The sequence below is a fragment of the Streptomyces sp. NPDC102258 genome, from assembly GCF_055584685.1.
The window spans coordinates 113,811-130,437 of sequence record NZ_JBVJLO010000017.1; the positions used below are offsets into that span (position 1 = coordinate 113,811).

General features: G+C 73.4%; 11 protein-coding genes. 10 read left to right on the top strand and 1 reads right to left on the bottom strand.

Annotated features, from left to right (window positions below; translation table 11 throughout):
- Nucleotides 1-199: 199 nt before the first annotated feature.
- Nucleotides 200-1,534 (bottom strand): 4-aminobutyrate--2-oxoglutarate transaminase, encoded by a 1,335-nt coding sequence (gabT, locus tag ACZ6ZT_RS25925; RefSeq protein ID WP_469722305.1) that lies wholly within the window; start codon nt 1,532-1,534, stop codon nt 200-202.
- Nucleotides 1,535-1,771: 237 nt separating this feature from the next.
- Between gabT and ACZ6ZT_RS25930 the strand changes: the two genes are divergently transcribed.
- From ACZ6ZT_RS25930 to ACZ6ZT_RS25975, 10 genes are all read left to right on the top strand, one after another.
- Nucleotides 1,772-4,189 (top strand): ATP/GTP-binding protein, encoded by a 2,418-nt coding sequence (locus tag ACZ6ZT_RS25930; RefSeq protein ID WP_469722306.1) that lies wholly within the window; start codon nt 1,772-1,774, stop codon nt 4,187-4,189.
- Nucleotides 4,190-4,275: 86 nt separating this feature from the next.
- Nucleotides 4,276-5,856 (top strand): PucR family transcriptional regulator, encoded by a 1,581-nt coding sequence (locus ACZ6ZT_RS25935; protein ID WP_469722307.1) that lies wholly within the window; start codon nt 4,276-4,278, stop codon nt 5,854-5,856.
- A 168-nt stretch (nt 5,857-6,024) separates the two neighbouring features.
- Nucleotides 6,025-7,470 carry an aldehyde dehydrogenase family protein gene (locus ACZ6ZT_RS25940; RefSeq protein ID WP_469722308.1) on the top strand — a complete coding sequence of 482 codons (1,446 nt, stop codon included), beginning with the start codon at nt 6,025-6,027 and terminating at the stop codon, nt 7,468-7,470.
- A gap of 214 nt (nt 7,471-7,684) precedes the next feature.
- Nucleotides 7,685-9,637: an acyl-CoA dehydrogenase family protein gene (locus ACZ6ZT_RS25945; RefSeq protein WP_469722309.1), complete on the top strand. Its 1,953-nt coding sequence runs from the start codon at nt 7,685-7,687 to the stop codon at nt 9,635-9,637.
- A gap of 116 nt (nt 9,638-9,753) precedes the next feature.
- Entirely contained in the window at nt 9,754-11,064 is a 1,311-nt protein-coding gene (locus ACZ6ZT_RS25950; protein WP_469722310.1) for a hypothetical protein, read from the top strand.
- A 12-nt stretch (nt 11,065-11,076) separates the two neighbouring features.
- A complete protein-coding gene (dxr, locus tag ACZ6ZT_RS25955; protein WP_469722312.1) occupies nt 11,077-12,339 on the top strand; it encodes a 1-deoxy-D-xylulose-5-phosphate reductoisomerase in 1,263 nt (420 codons plus the stop codon).
- Nucleotides 12,336-13,637 (top strand): M50 family metallopeptidase, encoded by a 1,302-nt coding sequence (locus tag ACZ6ZT_RS25960; protein ID WP_469722313.1) that lies wholly within the window; start codon nt 12,336-12,338, stop codon nt 13,635-13,637. The genes dxr and ACZ6ZT_RS25960 overlap by 4 nt, the downstream gene beginning before the upstream one ends.
- Nucleotides 13,638-13,812: 175 nt before the next feature.
- A complete protein-coding gene (gene ispG / locus ACZ6ZT_RS25965) occupies nt 13,813-14,970 on the top strand; it encodes a flavodoxin-dependent (E)-4-hydroxy-3-methylbut-2-enyl-diphosphate synthase (RefSeq protein ID WP_469722315.1) in 1,158 nt (385 codons plus the stop codon).
- A 148-nt stretch (nt 14,971-15,118) separates the two neighbouring features.
- A complete protein-coding gene (locus ACZ6ZT_RS25970; protein ID WP_469722316.1) occupies nt 15,119-15,964 on the top strand; it encodes a GNAT family N-acetyltransferase in 846 nt (281 codons plus the stop codon).
- Between the two features lie 59 nt (nt 15,965-16,023).
- A complete protein-coding gene (locus tag ACZ6ZT_RS25975; RefSeq protein ID WP_469722318.1) occupies nt 16,024-16,596 on the top strand; it encodes a GNAT family N-acetyltransferase in 573 nt (190 codons plus the stop codon).
- Nucleotides 16,597-16,627: the final 31 nt, after the last annotated feature.

A 16,627-nucleotide genomic window follows, 5' to 3' on the forward strand; every position in this document is an offset into this window, starting at 1 on the left:
ACGGCGCTGGGGAAGCCCGGTACCGGTATCGCCCCCGGTCTCCCGGGAACGGTCTGTCTCACTCATCTGCAGAAACCGTACGCCAGCGAAAGGGGGACCGACAGCGGGAAAGCGCTCCCGCCATCGGCCCCCCACACGTTCTTCACAGCGCCCGCCCGTTACCGTCGGTAGAGAGGGGCCCCTGTGTTCGGACGCTCGATCAGATGCCCGCGAACGCGGCCTCGATGATGTCCAGGCCCTCGTTCAGGAGGTCCTCGCCGATGACGATCGGCGGCAGGAAGCGGAGCACGTTGCCGTAGGTGCCGCAGGTGAGGACGAGCAGGCCCTCGGCGTGGCAGGCCTTGGCGAGCGCGCCGGCCGCCTCCGGGAACGGGGTCTTGGACGCCGGGTCCTTGACGAGCTCGATCGCGATCATGGCGCCGCGGCCGCGGATGTCGCCGATGATGTCGTACTTCTCCTGCATGGCCGTCAGGCGGGTCTTCATGACGGACTCGATCTTCTTCGCCGCGGCGTTGAGGTCGAGCTCCTTCATGGTCTCGATGGAGCCGAGCGCGCCGGCGCAGGCCACCGGGTTGCCGCCGTAGGTGCCGCCCAGGCCGCCCGCGTGGGCGGAGTCCATGATCTCGGCGCGGCCGGTCACGGCGGCGAGCGGCAGACCGCCGGCGATGCCCTTGGCGGTGGTGATCAGGTCCGGGACGATGCCCTCGTCCTCACACGCGAACCACTGGCCGGTGCGGCAGAAACCGGACTGGATCTCGTCGGCGACGAAGACGATGCCGTTGTCGTTGGCGAACTTCACGATCGCCGGGAGGAAGCCCTTGGCCGGCTCGATGAAGCCGCCCTCGCCGAGGACCGGCTCGATGATGATCGCGGCGACGTTCTCGGCGCCGATCTGCTTGGTGATCTGGTCGATCGCCTGGGCGGCGGCCTCGGGGCCGCAGTTCTCGGCGCCGGTGGGCCAACGGTAGCCGTAGGCGACCGGGACGCGGTAGACCTCGGGGGCGAACGGGCCGAAGCCCTGCTTGTACGGCATGTTCTTCGAGGTCAGCGCCATCGTCAGGTTCGTCCGGCCGTGGTAGCCGTGGTCGAAGACGACGACCGCCTGGCGCTTGGTGTACGAACGGGCGATCTTGACGGCGTTCTCGACGGCCTCGGCGCCCGAGTTGAAGAGGGCCGACTTCTTGGCGTGGTCGCCCGGGGTCAGCTCGGCGAGGGCCTCGCAGACCTCGACGTAGCCCTCGTAGGGGGTGACCATGAAGCAGGTGTGGGTGAAGTCCGCGAGCTGCGCGGAGGCGCGGCGCACGACTGCCTCGGCGGAGGCGCCGACGGAGGTCACGGCGATGCCGGAACCGAAGTCGATCAGGCGGTTGCCGTCGACGTCCTCGATGATGCCGCCGCCCGCGCGGGCCGTGAAGACGGGCAGCACGGAGCCCACGCCGCCGGCCACGACGCCGAGCCGGCGGGCCTGCAGCTCCTGCGACTTGGGGCCGGGGATCGCGGTGACGATGCGGCGCTCCTGCGGGACAGCGGTCATAGGGGGCTCCTGGGGGGTGTTTTCGGACGCACTTGTGTCTTTGTCCGCAGGCTAGGCCCGGGGAAGGGGGGAGGGCATGCGCCGTTCGGGAGTGGTGGGGGCGTGTCGTTGTCCGTGGTGGCCATAGGAGGGGCGGGGGGCGCGGGTGCGCCGATCATGCGGGGGTGCGGGGCGCCGGGGCGGGGCGGGCACTAGATTGAGCGCCGCAGCGCTGGGCACGGGCAGGGGGCAGGGTTCATGAGCACCGAGGACACGCACGACGGACGCACGGCCCACACAGGCCACGTCCCCCACCCGTCGGGCCCGCCGATGCCCGCGGCGGCCCCTCCCCGGCCGCGCCATGCCCCGGGGCAGCCCACCGGTGATCCGGATTCCGGGCTGCTGCGCTGGCTGCGCACCGCTCGCCCCGCGGCCGAGCCCGGGATCTGGCGGTTCGGTTACGTTGCCCGTACGACGGCCGGGGCCGCGAAGGACACCGACCGGGCCCTGCTCAATGCGGCCGCTCTGTCGTTCCTCGGGTGCGTGTTCATCTGGTCCCTCATGCGCAGGGGGTACCTCCCCCTGTGGGATCTCCCCCTCAAGCTCTTCACCCCCGACAGCTGGTATGCGCCCGGTGCCGGAAGGTGGTGGATGCCGACCTCGGGCGAGCCCATCCCGGGGACGGGCGGTGTGAGTGCCAAGCCGATTTACGAACTTCTCTTCGACGTGGCTCTGCTCTACGGCTTCGGCCGCCTCGGGAGCTGGCGCACCGCCTGGAACCGGCTCGTCGTCGCACGGGGCGCCCGCGTACAGGTCCTCGCGGCCGCACTGCTCGCGTCACTGACGCTGCTCCTCGTCCATTCGCTTCAGCTTCCGCTCCGCAGCGTCGTGGAATCCTTCATGACCTTCGACGGGACGATGGAGCAGAACCTGGCGTTGCAGGACAACTCCCGCGCGATGGTCGACGCCGTGGTGATCCTCGCCTTCGTCTGGCTGGGTCTCGGGTCACGCCTGCTGCGCCGTATGTCCGCCACCCCCCACGCGACGGGGCCGGCAGGGCGCGGACCGCGCAGGGTCGCCGCGCCGACCGCCGACGGCCCGTCGGACGATGTCGTCCTGTACGCGGAGGCACGCGCCGCCGGGGCGGGCGAGGTCGCCGACCGGCTGGAGACGGAAGTGGCCTCCGGGCGGATGAATGACGTGGACTTCGCGCGGATTCGGCGGGCCTGGGACACCGTGCGGGCCGACCCGTCGCGGCTGCGGGCCTTCGCCGAGGCCGTCATGGCCGACGGGGGCGGTGCCTGTGTGCATCCCTCCGGGGAGCGGGACCTGCCGCGGCGGGGGGCCCGGCACGACCTGCTGGTGCGCCAGGTGCTGCTCGGGACCGTCGAGGACGCGGAGCGCAACCCGTACGCCCGCCGCGGCACCCCCCTCGCGCTCGACCCCGAGGTGCTCGGGACCTCGCTGCTGGCCGTCGGGCCGTCCGGGGCCGGCAAGACCGCCCGCCTGGTGCGCCCCGTCGTGGAGTCGCTCGCGCTCCAGGCGCTGGCCGGCCAGGCCGCCGTCGTCGCCGTCGGTTCCGCCGGGGCCCGGCTCGGCCCGGACGCCGCCTACGACGTCGTCGTCCGCGTCGGCGACCCCGCCTCCGTCCACGACCTCGACCTCTACGGCGGCGCCACCGACCCCGACGAAGCCGCCACCCTCCTCGCCGAGGCCTTCGTCGGAGACCTCCCCGGCGCCGACGTCCGCCGCGCCGCGACCGCCCTCGCGCAGCTCCTCGGCCCCTTCCGGGCGGCGCACGGCCGCTTCCCCGGCGTGCCCGAGCTGCGCGAGCTGCTGGACGGGCTGCCGGCCGCCCTCGACGCGCTGCGCCTCGCGCTCGAAGGCACCGGGCAGCAGGCCATGCTCCGCGAGCTCGACGCGCGCGTGCGCCAGTACGGGGCCCCCGCCGACCCCGGCCCGGCCCTCGCCGACCGGCTCGCCCTGCTGGACCGGCCCGCCTTCGCCGGCTTCTTCGACCCCACCGGCCAGGGGCGGCCCTTCTCCATGCGCGCCCTGGAACACCCCGTCCGGGTCCGCATCGACCTCCCCGAACGCGGCCACGCCGACGCCTCGCGGATGCTGGCCCGCCTCCTCCTCGCGCAGTTCAACGCCTGCGCCGCCGCCCGCGCCGACCGCTCGCTGTTCGCCTTCCTCGCCCTCGACGACGCCTCGCACACCCTGACCCCGGAGACCGTCCGGGGCGTGCAGCGGCTCCGCTCGGCGAACGCCGGGGTCCTGCTGACGCTGCGCGCGCTGGACGACGTACCGGAGGCCCTGCGGACGCCGCTGCTCGGCGCGGTCGGCTGCCGGATGGCCTTCTCCGGGGTCACCACCTGGGACGGGAAGCGGTTCGCCGAGGCCTGGGGCACCGAGTGGGTCGAGACCCGGGACGTCACCCACCGCACCGTCTTCGCCGACCAGCCGCTGACCCGGGCCATCCACGCCTTCCGCAAGCTGGTCACCGGCAAGGCCGTCACCACCGACGCGGTGACGGTGCGCCAGGTGGAGCGCGAGCGCTGGTCGGCCTCCGACCTGGCGCACGCCGTACCGCCCGGCTGCGCCGTGCTCTCCCTCACCTCCGTCACCGGCGAGCGGGCCGCCCCGCTGCTGGTCCGGCTGGCCGCGAGCGGCTGAGCGGACCCGTACGGGGTGGCAGAATCGGAAGGGGCCGTTCATACGACACGGCGAAATCCCGACCGACCGAAGGCACCTGGTACCCGATGCCGCTCACCCTCGCCTCCCTCCTCCAGCACTCGGCGCTCAAGCTCAGCGTCCGCGCCGGCGAGGGCCGCCTCGACACCCCCGTGCGCTGGGCCCACGTCAGCGAGCTCGCCGATCCGGTCCCCTACATGGAGGGCGGCGAGCTGCTGCTCGTCACCGCCATGAAGCTGGACGCCGAGGACCCCGGGGAGATGCGCCGCTACGTACGCCGCCTCGCGGCCGCCGGCGTGGTCGGCATCGGCTTCGCCGTCGGCGTGAACTACGACGAGGTCCCGCAGGCGCTGGTCGACGCCGCCCGCGAGGAGGACCTGCCGCTGCTGGAGGTGCCCCGGCGCACCCCGTTCCTCGCCATCAGCAAGGCCGTCTCGGCGGCGCTCGCCGCCGACCAGTACCGGGCCGTCACCGCCGGCTTCGAGGCCCAGCGGGAGCTGACCCGGGCCGCGCTCTCCGCCGACGGCCCCGCCGACCTGCTGGCGAAGCTGGCGGCGCACGTGCACGGCTGGGCCGCGCTGTACGACACCTCGGGCGCCGTCGTCGCCGCCGCCCCCGACTGGGCCGCCCGCCGGGCCGCCCGGCTCACCCCCGACGTGGAGCGGCTGCGCGAGCGGCCCGCGCCCGCGAGCGCCGTGGTCGGCGGCTCCGAGGACCGGGTCGAGCTCCAGTCGCTGGGCACCGGGCGCCGGGCCCGGGGCGCGCTGGCCGTCGGTACGGGGGCCCCGCTGGGCACCGCCGAGCGGTACGCGGTGCACTCCGCCGTCGCCCTGCTCACCCTCACCACCGAGCGCTCCCGGTCGCTGCACGAGGCGGAGTCCCGGCTCGGCGCCGCCGTGCTGCGGATGCTGCTGGAGGGGCAGGCCGAGCACGCGCGGGCCGTGGCCGGGGACCTGTACGGGGCGCTGCTGGAGGCGCCGTTCCGGATCGTCGTCGCGGAGCCGGCGCTGCCGGGCACCGCGCAGCCGGAGGGGCTGGCACTGCTGGCCGACGCGGTGGAGTCGGCGGCCGCGCGGACCGGGGAGGCGCTGCTGGTGGTGCCGGAGGACGGGCGGCTGGTGGTGCTGGCCGCCGACGGGGGCTCGGCGGTGCGGGCGTGCGCGGACCACGCGGAGGCGCTGGAGTCGCGGCGCGGCCGGGACGCGACCGGGCCCGAGCCGGACGAACTGGTGGTCGGACTGTCGGCGGCGGCCGTACCGGCGGGCGTGGCGGCGGCCCTGAAGCAGGCCGACCAGGCCCTCGCGGTGGCCCGCCGCCGGGGGCGGTCCATGGTCGAGCACGAGGACCTCGCGGCGGGCTCCGTTTTGCCGTTGCTGGCCGACGACGCGGTACGGGCCTTCGCGGACGGCACCCTGCGGGCCCTGCGGGAGCACGACGCGACCGGCCGGGGCGACCTGGTGGCCTCCCTCCAGGCGTGGCTGTCCCGGCACGGCCAGTGGGACGCGGCGGCGGCCGACCTGGGCGTGCACCGGCACACCCTGCGTTACCGGATGAAGCGGGTCGAGGAGATCCTCGGCCGCTCCCTGGACGACCCGGACGTGCGCATGGAGCTGTGGCTGGCCCTGAAGGCGGGCTCCACCACCCCGTGACGCCCGCGCGCGGCCCCGCCCGCACGAGCGGTCCCGGCCGCGACAGTGACAAAGCGGCGCAGCGCGGGCGGGTGGCGCTCCACCCCGGATAAACACCGATGGCCCGGTCGAGTCCTACGGTGGTGGGGACAACGACCCACCGCACACATTCGAAGGGCCGGGATTCGCATGACTTCCACCCACGCCTTCTGGCTCGCCGGCCGCCTGGCCACCGGCGAGGACAGCTTCGACGTCCACAACCCGTGGGACGGCCGCCTGGTCGGCAGCGTCAGCGTGCCGACCGACGCTCAGGTCGAAGAGGCCGTGGCCGCGGCGCACGCCGTGACGGCGGAGTTCTCCGCGACGCCCGCCCACGTACGGGCCGCCGCCCTGGACCACGTGTCCAAGCGGCTCGCGGAGCGCACCGAGGAGATCGCCCAGCTGATCTCCGCCGAGAACGGCAAGCCCGTCAAGTGGGCCCGCGGTGAGGTCGGCCGTGCGGTGTCCGTGTTCCGCTTCGCCGCCGAAGAGGCCCGCCGGTTCAACGGCGGAGAGGCCCAGCGCCTGGACACCGACGCCGGCGGCGTCGGCCGCCTGGCCCTGACCCGCCGCTTCGTCAAGGGTCCCGTGCTCGGCATCGCGCCGTTCAACTTCCCGCTGAACCTGTGCGCCCACAAGGTGGCCCCGGCCATCGCCGTCGGCGCGCCGATCATCCTGAAGCCGGCCCCGGCCACCCCGCTCTCCGGTCTGATCCTGGGCGAGCTCCTCGCCGAGACCGACCTCCCGGCCGGCTCCTGGTCGGTTCTGCCGGTCGCCAACGAGAAGATGCCGGCCCTGGTCAAGGACGAGCGCCTGCCCGTCATCTCCTTCACCGGCTCCGACACCGTCGGCTACGCCATCCAGCAGTCCGTGCCCCACAAGCACTGCACGCTGGAGCTCGGCGGCAACGCCGCGGCCGTGGTCCTCGCCGACTGGTCCTCCGAGGCCGACCTCGACTGGGCCGCGACCCGTATCGCGACCTTCTCGAACTACCAGGCCGGCCAGTCCTGCATCTCCGTGCAGCGCGTGATCGCCGACGCCTCCGTCTACGACCGCCTCGCCGAGAAGGTCGTCGAGAAGGTCCGGGCGCAGGTCACCGGCGACCCGTCCGACGACGCCACCGACGTCGGCCCGCTGGTCTCCGAGGACGCCGCCCGGCGCGTCGAGGCCTGGGTCACGGAGGCCGTCTCGGCCGGCGCCAAGCTGCTCACCGGCGGCGGCCGCCAGGGCGCCACCGTCGAGCCGACCGTCGTCGCGGACGTCCCGGCCGGCGTGAAGCTCGCCACCGAAGAGGTCTTCGGCCCGGTCCTGACCCTGCTGCGCGTCGAGAACACCGACGAGGCCTTCGCCGCCGTCAACGACTCGAAGTTCGGCCTGCAGACCGGCGTCTTCACCCGCGACGTCCAGGTGGCCTTCCGCGCCCACCGCGAGCTGGAGGTCGGCGGCGTGATCATCGGCGACGCGCCGTCCTACCGCGCCGACCAGATGCCGTACGGCGGCGTCAAGCAGTCCGGTGTCGGCCGCGAGGGCGTCCGCTACGCGATGGACGACTACACCTACGAGCGCGTCCTGGTCCTCACGGGCCTCGACCTCTGACCTGCTCGTACGGTCCCAGACCGACGGCCGGAGCCCACTGTGCGGGGGCTCCGGCCGTCCCCCTTTTCCCCGCTCTGCCCGGCCGTTTCCGGCCGGGAGGGCGGGGCGTCGGAGAAGGCACCCGACCGGGTCTTTTCCCGGGGGTCCGAAACGGGTACGACTCCGGAGTAGCACCGACCGGTAGTCCCCGATGCGCGGTGAGGTGAGCCCCCGGATGTCAGCGACGCAGCCCGCACAGCCCGTACAGCCCAAGGTGACCGAGCGCGAGGCACGCCAGGTCGCCGAGGCGGCCCGGGAACAGGACTGGCGCAAGCCCAGTTTCGCCAAGGAGCTCTTCCTCGGGCGGTTCCGGCTCGACCTGATCCACCCCCACCCGCTCCCCGACGCCGAGGACGTCCGGCGCGGCGAGGCCTTCCTGGCCCGGCTCAGGGTCTTCTGCGAGACGCGGATCGACGGCGCCCGCATCGAACGCGAGGCGCGGATCCCCGACGAGACGGTGCGCGGGCTCAAGGAGCTCGGCGCCCTCGGCATGAAGATCGGCACCGAGTACGGCGGCCTCGGCCTGACCCAGGTCTACTACAACAAGGCCCTCGCCCTCGTCGGCTCGGTCAGCCCCGCCATCGGCGCGCTGCTCTCCGCCCACCAGTCCATCGGCGTCCCGCAGCCGCTGAAGATGTTCGGCACCAAGGAGCAGAAGGAGGCCTACCTGCCGCGCTGCGCCACCTCCGCGATCAGCGCCTTCCTGCTCACCGAGCCCGACGTCGGCTCCGACCCGGCCCGGCTGGCCACCACCGCCGTACCCGACGGCGAGGACGCGTACGTACTCGACGGGGTCAAGCTGTGGACCACCAACGGGGTCGTCGCCGACCTCCTCGTCGTCATGGCCCGGGTCCCGAAGAGCGAGGGACACCGCGGCGGGATCACCGCCTTCGTCGTCGAGGCCGATTCGCCGGGGATCACCGTAGAGCACCGCAACGCCTTCATGGGCCTGCGCGGCCTGGAGAACGGCGTCACCCGCTTCCACCGGGTCCGGGTGCCCGCCGCGCAGCGGATCGGCGCCGAGGGGGCCGGCCTCAAGATCGCGCTGACCACCCTCAACACCGGCCGGCTGTCCCTGCCCGCCATGTGCGTCGGCGCCGGCAAGTGGTGCCTGAAGATCGCCCGCGAGTGGAGCGGCGTACGCGAGCAGTGGGGCCGCCCGGTCGCCCGCCACGAGGCCGTCGGAGCCAAGATCTCCTTCATCGCGGCCACCACCTTCGCCCTCGAAGCGGTCGTGGACCTCGCCTCCCAGATGGCCGACGAGGACCGCAACGACATCCGCATCGAAGCCGCCCTCGCCAAGCTCTACGGCTCCGAGATGGCCTGGCTGATGGCGGACGAGCTGGTCCAGATCCGCGGCGGCCGCGGCTTCGAGACCGCCGAGTCCCTCGCCGCGCGCGGCGAGCGGGCCGTGCCCACCGAGCAGCTGCTGCGCGACCTGCGCATCAACCGGATCTTCGAGGGCTCGACGGAGATCATGCACCTGCTGATCGCCCGCGAGGCCGTCGACGCCCACCTCTCCGTCGCCGGTGACCTCATCGACCCCGACAAGCCGCTGGCCGACAAGGCGAAGGCGGGCGCCCGCGCCACCGGTTTCTACGCCCGCTGGCTGCCCAAGCTCGCCGCCGGGCCCGGCCAGGTCCCCGGCGCCTACCGCGAGTTCCACCCCGCCGGCCACCCGGACCTCGCCACCCACCTGCGCTACGTCGAGCGCGGCGCCCGCAGGCTCGCCCGCTCCACCTTCCTCGCGATGGCCCGCTGGCAGGGCCGCATGGAGACCAAACAGGGCTTCCTCGGCCGGATCGTCGACATCGGCGCCGAACTCTTCGCGATGAGCGCCGCCTGCGTCCGCGCCGAGCACCTGCGGGCCACAGGCGACCACGGCCGCGAGGCCTACCAGCTCGCCGACGCCTTCTGCCGCCAGTCCCGGATCCGGGTCGAGGAGCTCTTCGGCCGCCTCTGGTCCAACACCGACGACCTCGACCGCAAGGTCGTCGAAGGGGTCCTCGGCGGCACCTACACCTGGCTGGAGGAGGGCGTCCTCGACCCCTCGGGCGACGGCCCGTGGATCGCGGAGGCCGCCCCAGGCCCCTCCGCGCACGAAAACGTGCACCGTCCCCTGCGCTGACCTGCCATCATCGGCAGCAGGACCGGACAGCTGTACGAGTACGAGTGACGAGTACGGGCACGGGTACGGGCACGGGTACGGCACGGGTACGCAGGAACGCGAGGCGGACGAGAACGATGGCGACGGCCGAGCAGGACCGGGCCAGCCGGCGGCTGGCGTGGTGCGTGGCGCACCTGTTGCGCCACGCACCGCACCAGGTGGTCGCCGCCCTGCTCGACCGGCTCGACGGGCCGGCCCGCAAGTACCTGTGCCGCGACCAGTGGCTGTCCGCCTCGGCCGTCACCCTGCTGCTGCGCCACGGCACCGAGGAGGACCGGCACTACATCGCCCGCAACCCCCACGTCGTCGGCCGCCCGCTGCCCGGCCTGCCCGGCCCCGCCCGGTACGCCGCCCGGCCCGGCCCCTCGCCGGAGCTGCTCCGCGAGGTCGGCCCGGGCCCCTTCGCCCCCGGCGAGCTGATCGGCCTGCTCCGCCGCCACGGCCGCCGCCCCCGCGTCCCGCTGACCCTGCTGCGGATGCCGCACCTGCTGGACGCCGGGCCGCTGCTGAGCGAGCACGCCCGCGCCCCGCTGCCCTCAGGCGCGGTCGAGGCGCTGCTGCTGGCCGGCGCGCTGCCCCGGGAGGCGTGCGCCGCGCTGCTGGACGCGCGCACGGGGCAGACGTACGGGCCCCGCTGGTACCGGCCCGCCGTACGCGCCGTCCGGATGGGCCTGCTGACCTGCGACGAGCTCGTCGCCCACGTGGCCCCCGCGCCCCGGACCCTGCTGCTGGGCCACCTCCCCGCCGTCCCCGGGCTGCGCTGGACACTGCCCGAACAGGCCGAGATGCAGTCCGCCGTCCAGCGCGCCCTGCGCCCCGCCCTCGGCGCGGACCCGCGGCTGTGGGCGGAACTGCCCGGCCGGGCCGCCGCCTTCACCGGCACCCTGCCCGAGCTCGCGGCGGCCCTCGCCGCGGGAGCGCCGCCCGGGCCCGGCGACGTACGGCACGACCCGGCGCTCGCCCGCGCCGTGCGCCACCTGGCCCCGGACCCGGGCACGGCCGAGCCGACCGGCGGGTGGGAGAGGGAGCTGGCCCTGGTCAGCCTGGGCGTACCGATGGACACCGTCGAGGAGGACGTCCGCTGGGTCCGCGACTGCCTCGACCGCTCCCTGCTCACCGGCGCCGACGTGATCCGGCACAAGCTGCCCGCCTGCTGGGCCCTGGACGAGGACCAGTGGCTCGGCGCCACCGGCCACCCCGACCGGCACGACCGGCCCGCCGCCGTGCTCGCCGCCCGTGCCGAGGCCGACCGGCTGTTCGCGCTGACCCTCGGCGAGGACCCGGAGGCCTGGTGGCGGGTGGCCCGCGCGCTGCCCGACTTCGCCGGAACGCTGCCGCACCTGCTGCTGCGCGTCACGGACGGGGACTCCGTGTCCAAGCGCCCCTGAGTTGCGGCAACAATGGGGGGCATGAGCGACAGTCCAGCCCCCCTCGCCGACCCGCACCTCATCTTCGACGCCGCGGCCGGCCGCCGGGACATCGTCATCCTCGGGTCGACCGGCTCCATCGGCACCCAGGCCATCGACCTGGCCCTGCGCCACCCCGACCGCTTCCGGGTCACCGCGCTGTCCGCGGCCGGCGGCCGCGTCGCGCTGCTGGCCGAGCAGGCCCGGCGGCTGCGGGTGCGCACGGTGGCCGTCGCCCGCGAGGACGTCGTAGCGGCCCTGAAGGAGGCGCTGGTCGCCCAGTACGGGCCCGGTGAGCCGCTGCCCGAGATCCTGGCCGGACCCGACGCCGCGGCCGAACTCGCCGCCTCCCCCTGCCACACCGTCCTCAACGGCATCACCGGTTCCATCGGCCTCGCGCCCACCCTGGCCGCGCTGCGCGCCGGACGCACCCTGGCCCTGGCCAACAAGGAGTCGCTGATCGTCGGCGGCCCGCTGGTCAAGGCACTCGCGAAGCCCGGCCAGATCGTCCCCGTGGACTCCGAGCACGCGGCCCTCTTCCAGGCGCTCGCCGCCGGCACCCGGGCCGACGTCCGCAAGCTCGTCGTGACCGCCTCCGGCGGCCCCTTCCGCGGCCGCACCCGCGCGGAGCTGGCCTCCGTCACGGTCGAGGACGCCCTCGCGCACCCCACCTGGGCCATGGGCCCGGTGATCACCGTGAACTCCTCGACCCTGGTCAACAAGGGCCTGGAGGTCATCGAGGCGCACCTGCTCTACGACATCCCCTTCGAGCGCATCGAGGTCGTCGTCCACCCGCAGTCCTACGTGCACTCCATGGTCGAGTTCACCGACGGCTCCACCCTCGCCCAGGCCACCCCGCCGGACATGGGCGGCCCCATCGCGATCGGCCTGGGCTGGCCCCAGCGGGTCCCGGACGCGGCCCCCGCCTTCGACTGGAGCAAGGCCTCCACCTGGGAGTTCTTCCCCCTGGACACCGAGGCCTTCCCATCGGTGGGCCTGGCCCGCCACGTCGGTACCCTGGGCGGCACGGCGCCCGCGGTGTTCAATGCGGCGAACGAGGAGTGCGTCGAGGCCTTCCTGGCCGGTCGGCTGCCGTTCACAGCAATCATGGATACCGTCTCCGCAGTGGTCGACGAGCACGGGACGCCGGAATCGGGAACTTCCCTGACGGTGGCGGACGTCCTCGAAGCGGAGACCTGGGCCAGGGCCCGGGCACGGGAGATGGCGGCGCGGGCCGCCGTGGAGGCGGGCGCATGACGCTGGTGCTGAACCTGATCGGTGTGCTCGTCTTCGTGGGCGGGCTGCTCTTCTCCATCGCCTGGCACGAGCTCGGCCACCTCTCCACGGCCAAGCTCTTCGGCATCCGCGTGCCCCAGTACATGGTCGGCTTCGGCAAGACCATCTGGTCGCGCAAGAAGGGCGACACGGAGTACGGGATCAAGGCCATCCCCATGGGTGGCTACATCCGCATGATCGGGATGTTCCCGCCCGGCGAGGACGGCCGGGTCTCGGCCCGCTCCACCTCGCCGTTCCGCTCCATGATCGAGGACGCCCGCTCGGCGGCCTACGAGGAGCTCCAGCCCGGGGACGAGTCGCGGCTCTTCTACACGCGCAAGCCCTGGAAGCGCGTCATCGTGATGTTCGCGGGCCCCTTCATGAACCTGGTGCTCGCGCTGGCCCTCTTCTTCGGCGTCTGGATGACCTTCGGGGTCAACCGGACGACCACCCAGATCTCCGGCGTCTCGCCCTGCGTCATCCAGCAGAGCGAGAACCGCGAGGTCTGCAAGAGCACCGACCCGGTGGCTCCGGCGAAGCAGGCCGGACTGCGGGCCGACGACCGGATCGTCGCCTTCGACGGCCGTGCCGTCACCGACTGGGCCACCCTCCAGAAGAAGATCCGCGACACCATCGGACCCGCCACCCTCACCGTCGTGCGCGACGGGCAGAAGACGACCGTCCCGGTGAACCTGATCGAGAACCGGGTCGCCAAGACCGACGGCCACGGCGGCTACGTCAAGGGCGAGTACGTGACGGCGGGCTGGCTCGGCTTCAGCCCGAAGACCGAGATCGCGGCCCTGACCTTCGGCGAATCCCTGGACCACATGTCCGAGATCGCCGAGGGCAGCGTCCAGGGCCTGGTCAAGCTCCCCGCCAAGATCCCCGCCCTGTGGAACGCGGCCTTCGACGGCGCCGAGCGCGAGCCCGACTCCCCGATGGGCATCGTCGGCGCGGCCCGCATGAGCGGTGACATCGCCGCCCTCGACCTGCCCGGCGAGCAGAAGTTCTCGATCCTGCTCAACGTCCTCGGCATGTTCAACCTGTCCCTGTTCCTGTTCAACATGCTGCCGCTGCTGCCCCTGGACGGCGGGCACATCGCGGGCGCCCTGTGGGAGTCCCTGCGCCGCAGCGTCGCGAAGCTCTTCCGGCGCGCCGACCCCGGCCCCTTCGACGTGGCCCGGCTGATGCCCGCCGCGTACGTGGTCGCCGGCGTCTTCGTCTGCTTCACCCTGCTGGTGCTCGTGGCGGACGTGGTGAACCCGATCAAGATCACCTAGCCGCTCCGGCGGTTACACGACGCGTACGGGAGCCGGGCACACATCGTGCCCGGCTCCCTACGTTCGGGTGGCGCACCCCCGCGGATGCGGGGGGAACGCGCTGATTGGCGTAATCTCGAAGGCTGGAGCCCGCCGATCTCGGGACCTTGATCCACACCTTGGGGTTGCACAGCAGATGACTGCCATCTCTCTCGGAATGCCGTCCGTGCCGACGAAGCTCGCCGACCGCCGGGTCAGCCGCAAGATCCAGGTCGGCTCCGTGGCCGTCGGCGGCGACGCACCCATCTCGGTGCAGTCGATGACCACCACCCGCACCTCCGACATCGGCGCCACGCTCCAGCAGATCGCCGAGCTGACCGCCTCCGGCTGCAACATCGTCCGCGTCGCCTGCCCGACCCAGGACGACGCCGACGCCCTCGCCGTCATCGCGAAGAAGTCGCAGATCCCGGTCATCGCCGACATCCACTTCCAGCCGAAGTACGTGTTCGCCGCGATCGACGCCGGCTGCGCCGCGGTCCGCGTGAACCCGGGCAACATCAAGCAGTTCGACGACAAGGTCAAGGAGATCGCGCGCGCCGCCAAGGACGCCGGCACCCCGATCCGGATCGGTGTCAACGCCGGCTCGCTCGACGCGCGGCTGCTGAAGAAGTACGGCAAGGCCACCCCCGAGGCGCTGGTCGAGTCCGCGCTGTGGGAGGCCTCCCTCTTCGAGGAGCACGGCTTCAGCGACATCAAGATCTCGGTCAAGCACAACGACCCGGTCGTCATGGTCAACGCCTACCGCCAGCTCGCCGCCGCCTGCGACTACCCGCTGCACCTCGGCGTCACCGAGGCCGGCCCCGCGTTCCAGGGCACCATCAAGTCCGCCGTCGCCTTCGGCGCGCTGCTCTCCGAGGGCATCGGCGACACCATCCGCGTCTCGCTCTCCGCCCCGCCGGTCGAAGAGGTCAAGGTCGGCATCCAGATCCTGGAGTCCCTCAACCTCAAGCCCCGCCGCCTGGAGATCGTCTCCTGCCCCTCGTGCGGGCGCGCCCAGGTCGACGTCTACAAGCTGGCCGAGGAGGTCACGGCGGGTCTGGAGGGCATGGAGGTCCCGCTGCGCGTCGCGGTCATGGGCTGCGTCGTCAACGGCCCCGGCGAGGCCCGCGAGGCCGACCTCGGTGTCGCCTCCGGCAACGGCAAGGGCCAGATCTTCGTGAAGGGCGAGGTCATCAAGACCGTGCCCGAGTCGAAGATCGTCGAGACCCTCATCGAAGAGGCGATGAAGATCGCCGAGCAGATGGAGCGCGACGGCGTCGCCTCCGGCGAGCCCACCGTCGCCATCGGCGCCTGAGGCACCGGCTGGCAAGCGAAACGGCCCCGGCCCCGTTCCCGCAGTTCGGGGGCGGGGCCGGGGCCTTTTCGTGACCCGTGGGACAGGGCATCCGCAGGCGACGCCGGGTACAGTGCGGAGATCAGCAGACTTGCATGGTGAGGCCCCAGTGTTGACGCAGACCACCACCCGGGTCCTTGAGCCCAGTGATCTCGACGCCGCGCTCGACATCCTCGGACGCGAGCCGGTGGAGAACGCCTTCATCACCTCCCGGGTCCAGGTCGCCGGACTCGACCCGTGGCGCCTGGGCGGGGAGATGTGGGGCTGGTACGCCGACGGAGAGCTCCGCTCCCTGTGCTACGCGGGCGCCAACCTGGTCCCCGCCTGCGCCGGACCCGACGCCGTACGGGCCTTCGCCGACCGGGCCCGCCGCACCGGCCGCCGCTGCTCCTCCATCGTCGGCCCCGCCGAGGCCACCCGGCTGCTGTGGAGGCTCCTGGAGCCCAGCTGGGGCCCGGCCCGTGACGTCCGCGCCCACCAGCCCCTCATGGTCACCGAGCAGCCGTCCGCCGCGATCACCGCCGACCCGCTGGTCCGCCGCGTCCGCAAGGACGAGATGGACCTGATCATGCCCGCCTGCGTGGCCATGTTCACCGAGGAGGTGGGCATCTCCCCGCTCGCCGGCGACGGCGGCCTGCTCTACCAGGCCCGGGTCGCCGAGCTGGTCGGCGCCGGCCGCTCCTTCGCCCGCATCGAGAACGGCAAGGTCGTCTTCAAGGCCGAGATCGGCGCCGCCACCCCGCGCGCGTGCCAGATCCAGGGCGTGTGGGTGGACCCCGAGTTCCGCGGACGCGGGCACTCCGAGAGCGGCATGGCCGCCGTCGTCGCGTACGCCCTGCGCGATGTGGCCCCCGTCGTCAGCCTCTACGTCAACGACTTCAACACCGCCGCCCGCGCCGCCTACCGCAGGGTCGGCTTCCGCGAGGTCGGCGCGTTCATGAGCGTGCTCTTCTGACGGCTCCGCTTTCGCCCGAGCCGTACCGCAGCGGCCCTACCCCGAAGTAAGGTCGCCGCATGCTGCCTACCCCCGGGGGCGACGGCCCCGCACGGCCCGCCGGACTCCGCATCGGCCCCCTCGACCTCGCCGGCCGGGTGGACGAAGCCCTGCGCGTCCAGGCCGTGGCCTTCGGGCTCAGCGAGGAGGAGATCGGCATCCGGCGCTACATCGTGCAGCGCCACATGACCTGCCCCGGCGCCCGCGCGCTCGGCGCGTACACCGACGACGGGGCCCTCGCCGGCTTCGTCTACGGCATGCCCAACGACCGCGCCCACTGGTGGTCCACCATCGTCGAGCCCTACCTGCGCGCCGGCGGCGCCGACCACTGGCTCGACGGCTCCTTCGTCATCACCGAACTGCACGTCCACCCCGGCTTCCAGGGCCGCGGCGTCGGGCGCGCCCTCATCACCGAGATCACCGACACCGCGCGGGAACCCCGCTCGATCCTCTCCGCCATCGACACCGACAGCCCGGCCCGCGGCCTGTACGCGGCCCTCGGCTACCGGGACCTGGCCCGCCGCGTCCACTTCCCGAGCGCGAGCCTCCCGTACGCCGTCATGGGCGCCCCGCTCCCGTTGCGCAGGCGCTGAAACCGTTTCCGGGCCCCGCGCGGCCCCGGCT

Excerpts from the sequence above, each read along its gene's own strand:
- gabT (WP_469722305.1), bottom strand. The coding sequence starts at position 1,534 with ATGACCGCTGTCCCGCAGGAGCGCCGCATCGTCACCGCGATCCCCGGC.
- ACZ6ZT_RS25930 (WP_469722306.1), top strand. The coding sequence starts at position 1,772 with ATGAGCACCGAGGACACGCACGACGGACGCACGGCCCACACAGGCCAC.
- ACZ6ZT_RS25935 (WP_469722307.1), top strand. The coding sequence starts at position 4,276 with ATGCCGCTCACCCTCGCCTCCCTCCTCCAGCACTCGGCGCTCAAGCTC.
- ACZ6ZT_RS25940 (WP_469722308.1), top strand. The coding sequence starts at position 6,025 with ATGACTTCCACCCACGCCTTCTGGCTCGCCGGCCGCCTGGCCACCGGC.
- ACZ6ZT_RS25945 (WP_469722309.1), top strand. The coding sequence starts at position 7,685 with ATGTCAGCGACGCAGCCCGCACAGCCCGTACAGCCCAAGGTGACCGAG.
- ACZ6ZT_RS25950 (WP_469722310.1), top strand. The coding sequence starts at position 9,754 with ATGGCGACGGCCGAGCAGGACCGGGCCAGCCGGCGGCTGGCGTGGTGC.
- dxr (WP_469722312.1), top strand. The coding sequence starts at position 11,077 with ATGGGGGGCATGAGCGACAGTCCAGCCCCCCTCGCCGACCCGCACCTC.
- ACZ6ZT_RS25960 (WP_469722313.1), top strand. The coding sequence starts at position 12,336 with ATGACGCTGGTGCTGAACCTGATCGGTGTGCTCGTCTTCGTGGGCGGG.
- ispG (WP_469722315.1), top strand. The coding sequence starts at position 13,813 with ATGACTGCCATCTCTCTCGGAATGCCGTCCGTGCCGACGAAGCTCGCC.
- ACZ6ZT_RS25975 (WP_469722318.1), top strand. The coding sequence starts at position 16,024 with ATGCTGCCTACCCCCGGGGGCGACGGCCCCGCACGGCCCGCCGGACTC.